The 12,232-nt window shown below is 60.4% G+C and carries 11 protein-coding genes; 2 read left to right on the forward strand and 9 right to left on the reverse strand.

Annotated features, from left to right (window positions below):
* Positions 1-10 precede the first annotated feature (10 nt).
* The 4 genes from sufC to B2994_RS06045 form a co-directional block, all read right to left on the reverse strand.
* Entirely contained in the window at positions 11-790 is a 780-nt protein-coding gene (sufC, locus tag B2994_RS06030) for a Fe-S cluster assembly ATPase SufC (protein WP_291527462.1), read from the reverse strand.
* 65 nt (positions 791-855) lie between these two features.
* Positions 856-2,094: a Fe-S cluster assembly protein SufD gene (gene sufD, locus B2994_RS06035; protein WP_291527463.1), complete on the reverse strand. Its 1,239-nt coding sequence runs from the start codon at positions 2,092-2,094 to the stop codon at positions 856-858.
* A gap of 4 nt (positions 2,095-2,098) precedes the next feature.
* Positions 2,099-3,553, reverse strand: a complete 1,455-nt coding sequence (gene sufB / locus B2994_RS06040) for a Fe-S cluster assembly protein SufB (RefSeq protein ID WP_414630656.1) — start codon at positions 3,551-3,553, stop codon at positions 2,099-2,101.
* A gap of 244 nt (positions 3,554-3,797) precedes the next feature.
* Positions 3,798-5,456, reverse strand: a complete 1,659-nt coding sequence (locus B2994_RS06045; RefSeq protein WP_291527465.1) for a CTP synthase — start codon at positions 5,454-5,456, stop codon at positions 3,798-3,800.
* Positions 5,457-5,644: 188 nt separating this feature from the next.
* Here B2994_RS06045 and B2994_RS06050 point away from each other — a divergent pair, with 188 nt between their 5' ends.
* Positions 5,645-6,604, forward strand: coding sequence for a hypothetical protein (locus tag B2994_RS06050; protein ID WP_291527466.1), 960 nt, complete (start codon positions 5,645-5,647; stop codon positions 6,602-6,604).
* Between the two features lie 135 nt (positions 6,605-6,739).
* Here B2994_RS06050 and B2994_RS06055 read toward each other — a convergent pair whose 3' ends face one another.
* The 3 genes from B2994_RS06055 to aroC are packed head-to-tail and all read right to left on the reverse strand — an operon-like array spanning position 6,740 to position 10,010.
* The gene (locus B2994_RS06055; RefSeq protein WP_291527467.1) at positions 6,740-7,201 is read right to left on the reverse strand and encodes a type II 3-dehydroquinate dehydratase; all 462 of its coding nucleotides are present in this window, start codon (positions 7,199-7,201) and stop codon (positions 6,740-6,742) included.
* Positions 7,198-8,817, reverse strand: coding sequence for a bifunctional shikimate kinase/3-dehydroquinate synthase (locus tag B2994_RS06060; RefSeq protein ID WP_291527468.1), 1,620 nt, complete (start codon positions 8,815-8,817; stop codon positions 7,198-7,200). The genes B2994_RS06055 and B2994_RS06060 overlap by 4 nt, the downstream gene beginning before the upstream one ends.
* A 5-nt stretch (positions 8,818-8,822) precedes the next feature.
* Positions 8,823-10,010 (reverse strand): chorismate synthase, encoded by a 1,188-nt coding sequence (gene aroC, locus B2994_RS06065; protein WP_291527469.1) that lies wholly within the window; start codon positions 10,008-10,010, stop codon positions 8,823-8,825.
* 48 nt (positions 10,011-10,058) lie between these two features.
* On the opposite strand from aroC, the gene B2994_RS06070 reads away from it, so the two are divergent.
* On the forward strand, positions 10,059-10,511 hold the full coding sequence (locus tag B2994_RS06070; protein WP_291527470.1) for a prepilin peptidase: 453 nt from the start codon (positions 10,059-10,061) through the stop codon (positions 10,509-10,511).
* Between the two features lie 59 nt (positions 10,512-10,570).
* Here the strand turns inward: B2994_RS06070 and mltG are convergent, their stop codons facing one another.
* Both mltG and ruvX read right to left on the reverse strand, forming a co-directional pair.
* Positions 10,571-11,755: an endolytic transglycosylase MltG gene (mltG, locus tag B2994_RS06075; RefSeq protein ID WP_291527471.1), complete on the reverse strand. Its 1,185-nt coding sequence runs from the start codon at positions 11,753-11,755 to the stop codon at positions 10,571-10,573.
* Positions 11,748-12,230 carry a Holliday junction resolvase RuvX gene (gene ruvX, locus B2994_RS06080; protein WP_291527472.1) on the reverse strand — a complete coding sequence of 161 codons (483 nt, stop codon included), beginning with the start codon at positions 12,228-12,230 and terminating at the stop codon, positions 11,748-11,750. The genes mltG and ruvX overlap by 8 nt, the downstream gene beginning before the upstream one ends.
* Positions 12,231-12,232: the final 2 nt, after the last annotated feature.

Here is a 12,232-nt window from a genome sequence, read left to right on the forward strand (position 1 = left end):
GCTGCGAAATTCAGGCCAAAGCGGACTCGGAGTCGGAGCCTTCGGGCAGGTACGCATCATAACCGTTCTCCTCAAGCTCGTCGGCCAGTTCGGGGCCACCGGTCTTCACAAAGTGGCCGTCGGCGAACACATGCACGATATCCGGCTTGATGTACTTGAGGATGCGGGTGTAGTGGGTCACCATCAGAATGCCGAAGTTGTTGGCTTCCTTGGCGCGGTTGACGCCCTCCGACACAATGCGCAAGGCGTCGACATCCAAACCGGAGTCGGTTTCGTCGAGAATGGCGAACTTGGGCCTGAGCAGTTCGAGCTGCAGCACTTCCGCGCGCTTCTTCTCACCGCCGGAGAAGCCTTCGTTCACCGAGCGGGTGGCGAATTTCGGATCCATCTTCAGGCGCTTCATGGCATCGGTGAGTTCCCTGGTCCACGTGCGGATCGCCGGTGCCTTGCCGTCGACTTCGGTTTTGGCGGTGCGCAGGAAGTTGGTCATGGACACGCCGGGCACCTCCACCGGATACTGCATGGCCAGAAACAGACCGGCCTTGGCGCGCTCATCCGGGGTCATTTTGAGAATATCCCGACCGTCCAGCAACGCCTCGCCGGAATCCACCACATACTTGGGATGCCCGGCCAGCGTATAGGCCAAAGTGGATTTGCCGGAGCCGTTGGGCCCCATGATGGCATGGGTCTCGCCGGAATGCACGGTGAGGTTGACGCCCTTCAGAATCGGCTTGATGCCGTCTTTGGTTTCGACATGGACGCGAAGATCCTTGATTTCGAGAGTTGACATGGTGTTACTTGCTCCTCAACCTGATTGCAGGCCCTGTCATCTGCCTGCGCTACGTTCTTGGTTTTCTACTTGTCTTCCAGCACCTGCGCCATGGCATCGGTTTCGCCGCGCGCCAGCCTGCGATCGATCACATCCATGAGATGCTCGGAAATGGCCTGGATGCCGATCTCCCCCACCAGCTCGCCGAAGAAGCCGCGAACCACCAGTTTGCGGGCCTCAACCTCCGGAATGCCCCTGGATTCGAGGTAGAACAGCTCCTCGTCGTCGAAGCGGCCGACGGACGACGCATGGCCGGCTCCGATGATGTTGCCGTTCTCGATTTCCAGATTCGGTTCGGAATCGGCGATGGCGCCGGGAGTGAGCACCAGATTGCGGTTGAGCTCGTAGGAGTCGGTGCCGGGGGCGGTCGGCTGGATGAGGGCGTTGCCCACCCACGTGGAATGCGCGCCCTTGCCTTCCAGTGCACCCTTGTAGACCACGCGGGACTTGCAGTCGGGATGGTTGTGCACCACCATCGTACGGTGCTCGATATGCTCACCGGGATCCACGAAATAGATGCCGAGCATATTGAGGTCGCCCTGCTCGCCGCCGAAGTCCTGATCCATGCGGATGCGGACCACGTCGCCACCGAGTGTGACCATCGAATGCCTCAGGCTGGAGCCCTCGCCCACGTGGATGCGGTGGTTGCCCACATGCTTGGCACTTCTGTCCCATTCCTGGATGAACGTGGTGGATACGTGGGAATCCCTGCCGGTGACGATCTCCACGCCTTCGGCCAGTCGAACGTCGCCGTCATGCTCCACCACCACGTCGGCATGCGTCCGATCGGCGGCGGAAATCACCAGATGCAATGCGTCCAGATCATGGCTGTTGCCGTGAACGCGCACCAGCACCGGCTGTGCGATCTCGCCATTCAGCTCGATAACCGTCGCCCGACTATTCGAGTTCCATTCGACGGCCGACACGCGATCGTTCGGCTTCGACACGGTGCCCGAGGGGGTCTCCCCCATGGTCACCGTCCGCACGGTCACACCGGGCAGGTCGTCGATCGCGGTGCCGTCGATCGCGCTGACGGTTACCGTGGTGTCACCGGACGGAACGAATACATTGAAAAATTCCTCAATACGCTCGATCGGCGTGTACCGCCATTCGTCCTGCTTGCGGTTCGGCTGCGCATAGTCGTCCGCATTGAATGAGCGGATGGCGTTGTCGACGCTGGACGGCATGGCCGCCGGATTGGCGTACGGATCGTTCGGATCCGCCACCGGAATGTTCGCTTCTTTGATTGCCGTGGTATCTGCCATGGGATCAGCCCACCGATCCTTCCATCTGCAGTTCTACAAGTCTGTTGAGCTCAAGCGCGTATTCCATCGGCAGCTCGCGGCTGATGGGTTCCACGAAACCGCGCACGATCATGCCCATGGCTTCGTCCTCCGACAGCCCGCGGCTCATCAGGTAGAACAGCTGGTCCTCGCTCACCTTGGATACCGTGGCCTCATGGGCCATCGACACGTCGTCCTCACGCACATCCACATGCGGGTAGGTGTCGGAGCGGCTGTAATCGTCCACCAGCAGCGCGTCGCAAACGGTGGAGTTGCTGGACCCGTAGGCGCCCTTGACGATTTTGACCAAGCCTCGGTACGCCGAACGTCCGCCATTGCGGGAAATGGATTTGGCGACGATGGTGGAGCTGGTGTGCGGCGCCAGATGGATCATCTTCGCGCCCGTGTCCTGATACTGGCCGGTGGAGGCGAAACCGAGGCTCATGGTACTGGCCTTGGCGTATGGCTCGGCCAGAATGCATGCCGGGTACTTCATGGTGGCCTTGGAACCGATGTTGCCGTCGACCCATTCCATGGTGCCGCCCTCGCGCACGTAGGCGCGCTGCGTCACCAGATTGTAGACGTTGTTCGACCAATTCTGCACCGTGGTGTAGCGTACGCGCGCATGCTTTTCGACGAAGATCTCCACGACGCCGGAATGCAGCGAATCCGTGGAATAGATGGGTGCCGTGCAGCCTTCGACGTAATGCACGTAGCTGCCTTCGTCGGCGATGATCAGCGTGCGCTCGAACTGACCCATATTCGGCGTATTGATGCGGAAATACGCCTGCAGCGGAATGTCGACGTGAACGCCCTTCGGCACGTATACGAAGGATCCGCCCGACCATGCGGCGGTGTTCAGCGCCGAAAACTTGTTGTCCTCAGAGGGAATGCACTTGCCGAAGTACTTGCGCACCAGGTCCGGGTACTTCTGCACCGCGGTGTCGGTATCCACGAAAATCACGCCCTGCTTGGCGAGATCCTCCTGAATGGAATTGTAAATCACCTCGGACTCATATTGCGCGGCAACTCCCGACACCAGCCGGCTCTTTTCAGCCTCGGGAATGCCGAGCTTGTCATAGGTGCTGCGAATGGACTCGGGCAGCTCCTCCCACGTGGCGGCCTGCTTGTCGATCGGCTTGACGTAGTATTTGAAGTCATCGGCATCGAAACCATGCAGGTCCACTCCCCATTCCGGCATCGGCTTGGAAATGAAGTCGCGATAGCCCTTCAGACGGTTTTCCAGCATCCATTCAGGCTCGTGCTTGTCGGCGCTGATGGCTCGTACGACGTTCTCGTCAATGCCCTTCTTGGCCGCCTCGCCGGCGAAGTCCTCGTCATGCCAGCCATAGGTGTAGTCGCCGAACTGCGAGATAATCTCATCGTCCTGCTTGATCTTCTCCTCGTTGACACGGGTGCGATCAGCCACGTACTGGCTCATCTCCACGTCGGCCGCGGCGTTTGGCGCTTTCTCGTCACTCACCGTGCGCTGCCTCCTATTCCTTGAGAACAATCCTACGTAAACCTAACAGATACAATCCAGGCACGCCAGTACCCACCCCGCACTCCGACCGTGGGATTGCGTGAGGTATCTCACTGTTGCGCAGGCCTGTTGGCACAGATCGAGCCGCCACCCGACATGCGAATGGCGGCTCAACCATATGTGGGATTGGTCGTCAGCCCCTTCAGCGCTGCGCCTGGTGATCCAACGCCGCCCTGACCAGACCGGCAAACAGCGGATGCGGCTTGGTGGGACGGGACTTGAACTCCGGATGTGCCTGAGTACCCACATAGAACGGGTGGACGTCCTGCGGCAGCTCAACGAACTCGGTCAGTTCGCCGTCAGGACTCTGGCCGGAGATGCGCAGGCCGGCCTCACGCAGACGATCCTTGTAGGCCACGTTGACTTCGTAGCGGTGACGATGACGCTCGGTGACATGCGTGGTGCCGTAGAGCTGCGCGACGAGGGAGTCCTCTTCCAACTCGGCCGGGTAGGAGCCGAGACGCATGGTGTGTCCCATATCGCCCTTGCCCGCCACGATATCCTTCTGCTCCTCCATCGTGGCGATCACGGGATTGGCGCAATCCGGCTCGAATTCGGAGGAATTGGCGTCGGTCAGGCCGAGTACGTGGCGGGAATACTCGATCACCATGGACTGCAGGCCAAGGCACAGGCCCAGAGCCGGAAGCTTGTGCTCACGAGCGAATTTCAGCGCGCCGATCTTGCCTTCAATGCCGCGGATGCCGAATCCACCGGGCACCACGATGCCGTCGACCTGGTCGAGCGCCGCGGCGGCACCCTCCTCCGTTTCACACTTGTCGGCGGCAACCCACTTGACATTCACCTTGGCCCAGTTGGCGAAGCCGCCGGCCTTGATGGCCTCGGTCACAGACAGGTATGCATCGGGCAGGTCGATGTACTTGCCGACGATGGCGATGTTGACCTCGTGCTTCGGATGATGCACGCGCTCCAACAGATCAGCCCATTCATCCCAGTCCACGTCGTGGAACGGCAGGCCAAGCTCGCGCACCACATAGGCGTCAAGCCCCTCTTCGAAGAGGATCTTCGGCACATCGTAGATGCTGGGCGCGTCCACGCAGTTGACCACGCCTTCGGCGTCCACGTCGCACATCAGGGAGATCTTGTCCTTGATGGCCTGATTCAGCGGGCGGTCAGAGCGCAGCACCAGCGCGTCGGGGGCGATGCCCAGCTGGCGCAGCATCATGACGGAATGCTGGGTGGGCTTCGTCTTGAGCTCGTGAGCCGCGGAGATATACGGAACCAGCGAGACGTGCACGAACATGCAGTTCTCACTGCCCAGATCACGGCGGACCTCACGCGCGGCCTCAAGGAAGGGCTGCGATTCGATGTCGCCCACCGTACCGCCGATTTCGGTGATGATCACGTCGACGTCGTCGGAAGCCTGAGCACGCATACGGGACTTGATCTCGTTGGTGATGTGCGGGATCACCTGCACGCACTGACCGAGATATTCGCCCGCGCGCTCCTTGCGCAGCACGGACTGGTAGATCTGACCGGTGGTGACATTGGCCTTCTGGGACAGAAAAACGTCCAGGAAACGCTCGTAGTGGCCGATGTCGAGATCGGTTTCGGCGCCGTCCTCGGTCACATACACCTCACCATGCTGGAAGGGGTTCATAGTACCGGGATCGACATTGATATACGGATCGAGTTTCTGCTGAAGCACCCTGATACCGCGGCTGCGCAGCAGGCGTCCGAGGGATGATGCGGTGAGTCCCTTACCGAGGGACGACACGACGCCGCCAGTGACGAAAATGTGCTTGGTGACGTGTTCTTGCGAATTGCCATGTGTTCTTGCCATGGAACTTCAGCCTATCATCCGTACAAGACTCGCGACGCGCGACGGCGTTCACCGGCACTTGAATCCTTGGGGCGAATTGCTGCACATGCAGGTTTCACGTTATCCACAATTCATGCCAAGACCAGAACGTTCCCCCACAGTGTCCGATTGAGATTGCGCTGCGGGGAGCGGTCGTCTAGCGTGGCCTCATGAGAGAGCATCCGGGGATCACAGAAGCGCTCACGATGGCCCGTCTTCAGCAACGATGCGCGTACGGCGCAAACGCCACGATGCGCAAAGCGTTCTCCAGACGTGTTCGAGAAGGCGTCTTGCTGACACCATTTCGCAACGTCTTCATCGAACATGAACACTGGAATCAGTTGAGCCGCTGCGAGCAAACGCTTTATATCGCACGCACACTTTCGATACTGCATGAACGCTGGGTGTTCGCCGGTCTTACCGCGGCCGACGTTCATGGGCTGGACCATAGCTGGCGTCTGCACGACGGCAGCGTGCAAATCGTCGACGCCAAACGATCGGGAAAGATTTCGAATCAGCGCATCGAGCGCATATACAAAGCGACAGTCACCATGCAATCGGTTGGCGGCATACAAGTCACCGATATGACAAGCACAGTCATCGACTGCTGCCTGAGACTTTCCTTCGAGCAATCGCTGCCCATAGTGGATGCGGCGTTGCGTAAAGGAATGTCCAAAGAATCATTGACGGAGCGTCTGTCGTCAACCGCCCCAAGAAACGAACACCTCAGTCGACTGCTGCGATATGCGGATGGGGCGAGCGAGAATGGAGGCGAATCATGGGTCAGGGCGAAAATCCTTGCCATGGGATTCGCCAAGCCGGAATTACAGGTTGAATTCGTCAGCCCGCGCAATCATCGCCAACGATACCGCGTCGATTTCCTATGGCGCTTATATGACGGGCGCATCATCGTTCTGGAATTTGATGGCACACGCAAGTATGTGGATCCCGACATGACCAATGGACGAACAATCAGACAGGTTGTCGAGCGGCAGATTCAACGCGATCGCGAACTGCGGCAAGCTGGAGTAACCACGATTGTGCACTGCTTCATTGATGAAGTATCCACACAATTGTTTGAAAAGCTCACATCAGCTGGAGTGCCTTGGGTAGGACGTCCATTCGACTAGCGCATCTGGTTTTCTGTCCCGAAGCTGCGAGGCTGATGGCGTTCTCCCCAAGCCTGGGACGCTTCTCGTCCCCTCAGCGGGTCAAAATTGAGAAGAATGCGATTACGCCCCCGGATTTGGGCCGCAAAAAGCAGATTAGCGTCCCGACCTTGGGATATCCAACAGATGCGCCACGGCGTCGAGCGCAAGCCTGTACCCGTAGAAGCCCATGCCGGTGATGGTGCCCGTGGCGACGGGGCTGATCACCGAACGCTTGCGGAATTCATCCCGCGCCGAAGGATTGGAGATATGCACCTCCATGAGGGGCAGCCCCTCGTCGATCACCATATGGGCGGCATCCGCCAACGCATATGAATAATGCGTGAACGCGGCGGGGTTCATCACCACCGGGGTCTTCTCGTCGGCAGCCTGATGCATCCAGCGGACCATTTCGGCCTCGTCGTCGGTCTGACGCACCTCGACCTCCAGACCGAGTTCCTGACCCCATGCGACGCATTCCCGGCGCAGGGTCTCGAGATCCTGCTTGCCGTACACGTCGGGCTGGCGTACACCAAGACGCCCCAGATTCGGTCCGTTCACCACGATGACCTTGGTCATTTCTGAATCCTTTCGAAAGCCTCGCGTACGGCATCGGCCGGCGGATTGTCAAGATGCACCGGATGCCCGATGCGATCCAGCACCACAAAACGGAGGGTATTGCCGCGGGCCTTCTTGTCGCGGTGCATCAGGGCGAGCACATCGTCAAAGGATCCGTTGGCCCACGAAGTCGGCAGTCCCAGTGACGTCAGCAGCGAACGATGGTAATCGACCAGATTCTGATCGATCAGTCCGACCAGATGCGCCAATTCAGCGGCATAGACCATACCCACCGCAACGGCGTTGCCGTGACGCCAACGGAAATGCTCGAGCTTTTCTATGGCATGCCCCATGGTGTGGCCATAGTTGAGGAATTCGCGCAACCCGGACTCTTTGAGATCCGAAGAGACATGGTAGGCCTTGACGGACACCGTGCGCTCGATCAGCTGTGCGACGATGTCTTCGAGATCACCGTCGAAGGCGTTCCCGTCGAAGGATCTCAGCTCGCCCGCATGAGCCTCGAGAATCGACAGAATCGCCTGGTCCCTGATGAAGCCGGACTTCGCCACCTCGCCCAGTCCCTCGACGAAGATATCGTTCGGCAGCGTGCGAAGCGTGGTGAGATCGGCCAGTACGCCCGCCGGCGTATAAAACGATCCGACGAGATTCTTGCCTTGCGGGGTGTTGATGCCGGTTTTACCGCCAGTCGAGGCGTCGACCATGGCCAGCAACGACGTCGGACAGTTGACGTAGCGCACGCCGCGCATCCATGTGGCGGCGACAAAGCCCGCGAGGTCCGTAGCGGCGCCACCTCCGAGACCGACCACCGCATCGGAGCGGGTGAAGCCCTCATCGCCCAGACGCTGCCATATGCCATTGGCCACTTCGATGGTTTTGCCATGCTCGGCATCGGGAATCCGCAGGTCGAGCACCTCGTACCCGGCCTTGCGCAGCAGGGTGCGCGCCCGATCCGAGTGACGCTGCACGCTGGCCGTGTGGATCAGGGCCACACGCACGGGCTTGTCCCCCAGCATTTCGGCCACATGATTCGTGCTTCCCTCGCCGATTACAACATCATACGGGTCGACGCCACCTACATGGACCCGATGCTCTCTCATCATATCCACCAACTTTCGTGCGGCGCCCATCGGCGTGAATCCATGTGTTTGCACACGTTCGTTCGCCAATTTGCTGTACACCGGGTGCCGAAGCTCGTACAACTCCCTCCACCGGGCGTCCGAATCGCCGGCCAGCATGGGACGGCCACCGGATTTGCGTGCGCGTTCCATGGCCTCCCGGGGATCGGCCTCGAGATAGATCACCGTGCCGCCCTGTTCGATATACCGTTCGAGAGCCTTGTGCGTCGCCGGATTCATCGGGGCCCCTCCGCCGAGCGACAGCACGCCGGTAAATGACGTCAGCATATCGGCGATCACCCTGTGCTCGAGCTTGCGGAACGCCGGCTCGCCGTATTCGTCGAAATACTGCGCGATCCTCATGCCGGACTCATGCTCGATCTCGACGTCGGAATCGGCGAACGGCAGGTCGAGTAGGGAGGCCGCCTCTTTGCCGACGCGGGTTTTGCCGGCACCCATCATGCCGATAATCACGGCCCTGGGCCGAATGGGCGATGCCATGCCGCTCACCTCAGATGCTCCGGCCACGAGGCCACATAGGATTCGAAGTTACGACGGGTCTCCTGAAGGGAGTCTCCACCAAACTTCTCCAGCGCAAACTGCGCAAGCACCAAGCGCATCATGGCCTCACCCACCACGGCGGCCGCGGGAACTGCTGTGGCGTCCGAACGCTGGTTGATGGCCGTCGCCACCTCGCCCGTGAGCACGTCAACGGTCTTCAGCGCCTTGGGCAATGACGAGATGGGCTTCATCGCCGCACGCACGCGAATCGGCTGCCCATTCGACATGGATCCCTCGAGACCGCCGGCGCGATTCGACAAACGGGAAATCCTGCCATCGGCATTCACCACGATCTCGTCATGGGCCTGGGAGCCGGGGCGCATGGCCTCCTGGAATCCGTCTCCGATCTCCACGCCCTTGATGGCCTGGATCGACATGAACGCGGCGGCGAGGGCGGCGTCAAGACGTCGGTCAGACTCCACATAGGTACCGAGGCCAGCGGGCACGCCGTAGGCGATGACCTCAATGACGCCGCCCAACGTGTCGCCGGCGGCCTTGGCCTCGTCGATGCGAGCCATCATGCGTCGCTCGGCGGCCTTGTCCAAAGTGCGCACAGGCGAGGCGTCCAGGGCTGCAAGGTCATCCGGGGTAGGCAGCGCGGCGTCCTCGTCCACACCTACTCCCCCTATGGAAATCACATGGGAAACCGTGCAAACGCCCAGAGCCTGCTCGAGGAAATTCTTCGCCACGGCACCCAATGCCACACGCGACGCGGTTTCCCTGGCGCTCGAACGTTCGAGAATCGGACGGGCATCGGTAAAACCGTACTTGCGCATGCCAGTCAGGTCGGCATGGCCGGGACGGGGACGGCTCAGCGGGGCATTGCGCCCCTCGGCCGGCAGCTCATGGTCCAGCGGATCGGCGCTCATGACCTCGGTCCACTTGGGCCATTCGGTATTGGCTATTTCGATGGCGATCGGCGAGCCCAACGTGACGCCGTGACGCACACCGGTGAGCAGACGAACCTTGTCCTGTTCAAACTTCATGCGGGCACCGCGCCCATAACCCAGTCGGCGTCGCGCCAGTGCATCGACGATTTCCTGCGTGGTGATGTTCAGGCCCGCGGGCAGCCCCTCGATCATGGCGACCAGCGCCTCGCCATGGGACTCTCCTGCCGTCTGCCAGCGCAACATCCGAACTCCTCTCGTCATCCTTGGAACACTTCGGTATATCCTACCGTCATGCCCTACCTAGTTTTGCTGCCGAGTCTGCTATGTGGAGCGGCCGTGTCGTACACCGACATCCGCGAACGCCGCGTGCCGAGGCGATGGATCGCGCTCGGATATGCGACGCAGTTCCTCGCGCTGCTCCTGTGGTGCGTTTCAAGCAACCAGCTGTTCACGCTTATGCTCGCCGTGGTGATCTCCCTCGCCGCGGCGGTGCTGCAACTGCTGTTGGGGCTCATCAAGCCGGGATCCCTCGGGTTTGGCGACGTGACGATCACTTTGGTGATGGGGCTTGCGGTCGGCGCGGTGGGATGGACCGCCGTGCTGTACTGGTGGATCGCCATGGGCGTCATCGGACTGGCGGCCATTGGGATCAATGCACGGATGCGCGGACGGCATGACGTCCCGTTCGCCCCGGTGATCGTGGCCTCAAGCGTGCTGGGGGTGCTGCTGGCCTCATTCGCCTGACCACGAACAGATGGCGTGGGGCCTTCACGGCAAGTCCCCACGCGAGCCGACGACGGCAATCAGTTGGCGTTGGCGTTGGCGCTCTTATATTCGTCTCGGATCTTCCAGAATTCGGCTTCGGTGGCAACGAATTTCGTTTCGCCGGTCTGCAGATTCGTCGTGACGAAATACAGCCAATTGCCTTCTTCCGGATTCATCGCCGTCTGGATGGCATTATCGCCCGGATTGCTGATCGGGCTTGGCGGCAGCCCCTTGTTGATACGCGTGTTGTATGCGTTCGACGCGTCGTTAAGCATCGCATCGGTGAGCTTGCTCGGCGATGTGTTGGCGCCGTAGGCGACGGTGGAATCCATGCCGAGCGGCATGCCGGCCTGCAGGCGGTTCTCGATTACCCGAGACACCTTGCCGTAGTATTCCGGACGATTTACCTCGGCTTCGGCGATGGAGGCGATGATCATGATGCGTTCTCGATCGGCTCCGGAGGGGACGCCCAGTCCATCGAGCTTGGCGACGCGCTTGTCGACCATCGCCTTGAGGATGTCGGAGGCCGACTTGTTCTTAACGCCATAGGAGCCAGGCTCCAGCCATCCCTCAAAATGGCCGTTGGCCTCGCTCGGCAGGATTCCCGAGCCTCCAGAATTCACGATCGAGTCGAATTCGCTCTGGTCGATGCCGGACATCTGCACGATATTCGCGATGACGTCGGACACACGTTCGCCGGCCTTGACCTCGACGAATCCACCCGCTTTGGACGAATCGGAAAGAATCGCCAGTACGTTCCTCGCCGACATCTTCTGCTGCAGCTGGAATGTTCCCGGATAGAGAACGGGATTGCCCGCGTTCGCCACCGCCTGGGTGAACGCCGTCGAGGACTTGACGATATCCACCTCGGCAAGCTTCTGGGCGATCTGGGCGACGCCCTCACCTTCTTCGATGGAGAATTCGACGCTGCCGGTCGCCTCGTCGCTGTCGTAATCGACGATTTGACTGGTTCGCGCCGCATTGGCATGCCGGATGCTCTTCAGCTCGCCATACGCAAACCATCCGCAGGTGGCGACCAGGGCAAGTGCGAGAACCACCAGCAGGATTTTGACCGCTCCCCGGTATTGCGCCCTTTTCCGCTTACGGCGCATTTCCTTGCGCGACTTGGGCGGAATAGGCGGCATGGCGCTTGGCGTCGGTTCCTCGCCGCGAGCCACCCACTGGGTGTTCTCGGCAAAAAAATCTTGGAAATCGTCAGCCACCAAGCACTCCTTTATCAGCGGTCCGTCGATCCAAAGCCGATTGCAGAATATTGACCGCGGACTGCTGATCGACCTTCGGGCGATGCCCACGACTTGAAATGTTGGCCTCGAACAATTGACGGTGCGCGCTCACCGTGGTCAACCGTTCGTCCTCCAGCGACACCGTCGGTGGACGCCTTCCGACGAATTGCCGTCCCGCCCCGTCCCGTTCCATGCGCTTGACCAGATTGGAGGCCCAGCGGCGGGCTTTTTTGGCGCTTTTCCCCTCGGTCCCGTCAAGCTGCAATGGCAACCCGATCACTACATGACTCACCCGCTCGTCTTCGATAAGGTCAATCACCTCATCGATGGCATAAAAGGAATCACCGAAGACCTGAATATTACCGGCGGGGTGGGCAAGGGTGAGTTCGGGGTCGGACAAGGCAAGTCCGACCCTTGCATCACCGAGGTCCACCCCGAGCCATACTGCTGTCACAG

Source organism: Bifidobacterium sp. UBA744 (genome assembly GCA_002298605.1).
Lineage (GTDB): Bacteria > Actinomycetota > Actinomycetes > Actinomycetales > Bifidobacteriaceae > Bifidobacterium.

Excerpts from the sequence above, each read along its gene's own strand:
- sufC (WP_291527462.1), bottom strand. The coding sequence starts at position 790 with ATGTCAACTCTCGAAATCAAGGATCTTCGCGTCCATGTCGAAACCAAA.
- sufD (WP_291527463.1), bottom strand. The coding sequence starts at position 2,094 with ATGGCAGATACCACGGCAATCAAAGAAGCGAACATTCCGGTGGCGGAT.
- sufB (WP_414630656.1), bottom strand. The coding sequence starts at position 3,553 with ATGAGCCAGTACGTGGCTGATCGCACCCGTGTCAACGAGGAGAAGATC.
- B2994_RS06045 (WP_291527465.1), bottom strand. The coding sequence starts at position 5,456 with ATGGCAAGAACACATGGCAATTCGCAAGAACACGTCACCAAGCACATT.
- B2994_RS06050 (WP_291527466.1), top strand. The coding sequence starts at position 5,645 with ATGAGAGAGCATCCGGGGATCACAGAAGCGCTCACGATGGCCCGTCTT.
- B2994_RS06055 (WP_291527467.1), bottom strand. The coding sequence starts at position 7,201 with ATGACCAAGGTCATCGTGGTGAACGGACCGAATCTGGGGCGTCTTGGT.
- B2994_RS06060 (WP_291527468.1), bottom strand. The coding sequence starts at position 8,817 with ATGGCATCGCCCATTCGGCCCAGGGCCGTGATTATCGGCATGATGGGT.
- aroC (WP_291527469.1), bottom strand. The coding sequence starts at position 10,010 with ATGTTGCGCTGGCAGACGGCAGGAGAGTCCCATGGCGAGGCGCTGGTC.
- B2994_RS06070 (WP_291527470.1), top strand. The coding sequence starts at position 10,059 with ATGCCCTACCTAGTTTTGCTGCCGAGTCTGCTATGTGGAGCGGCCGTG.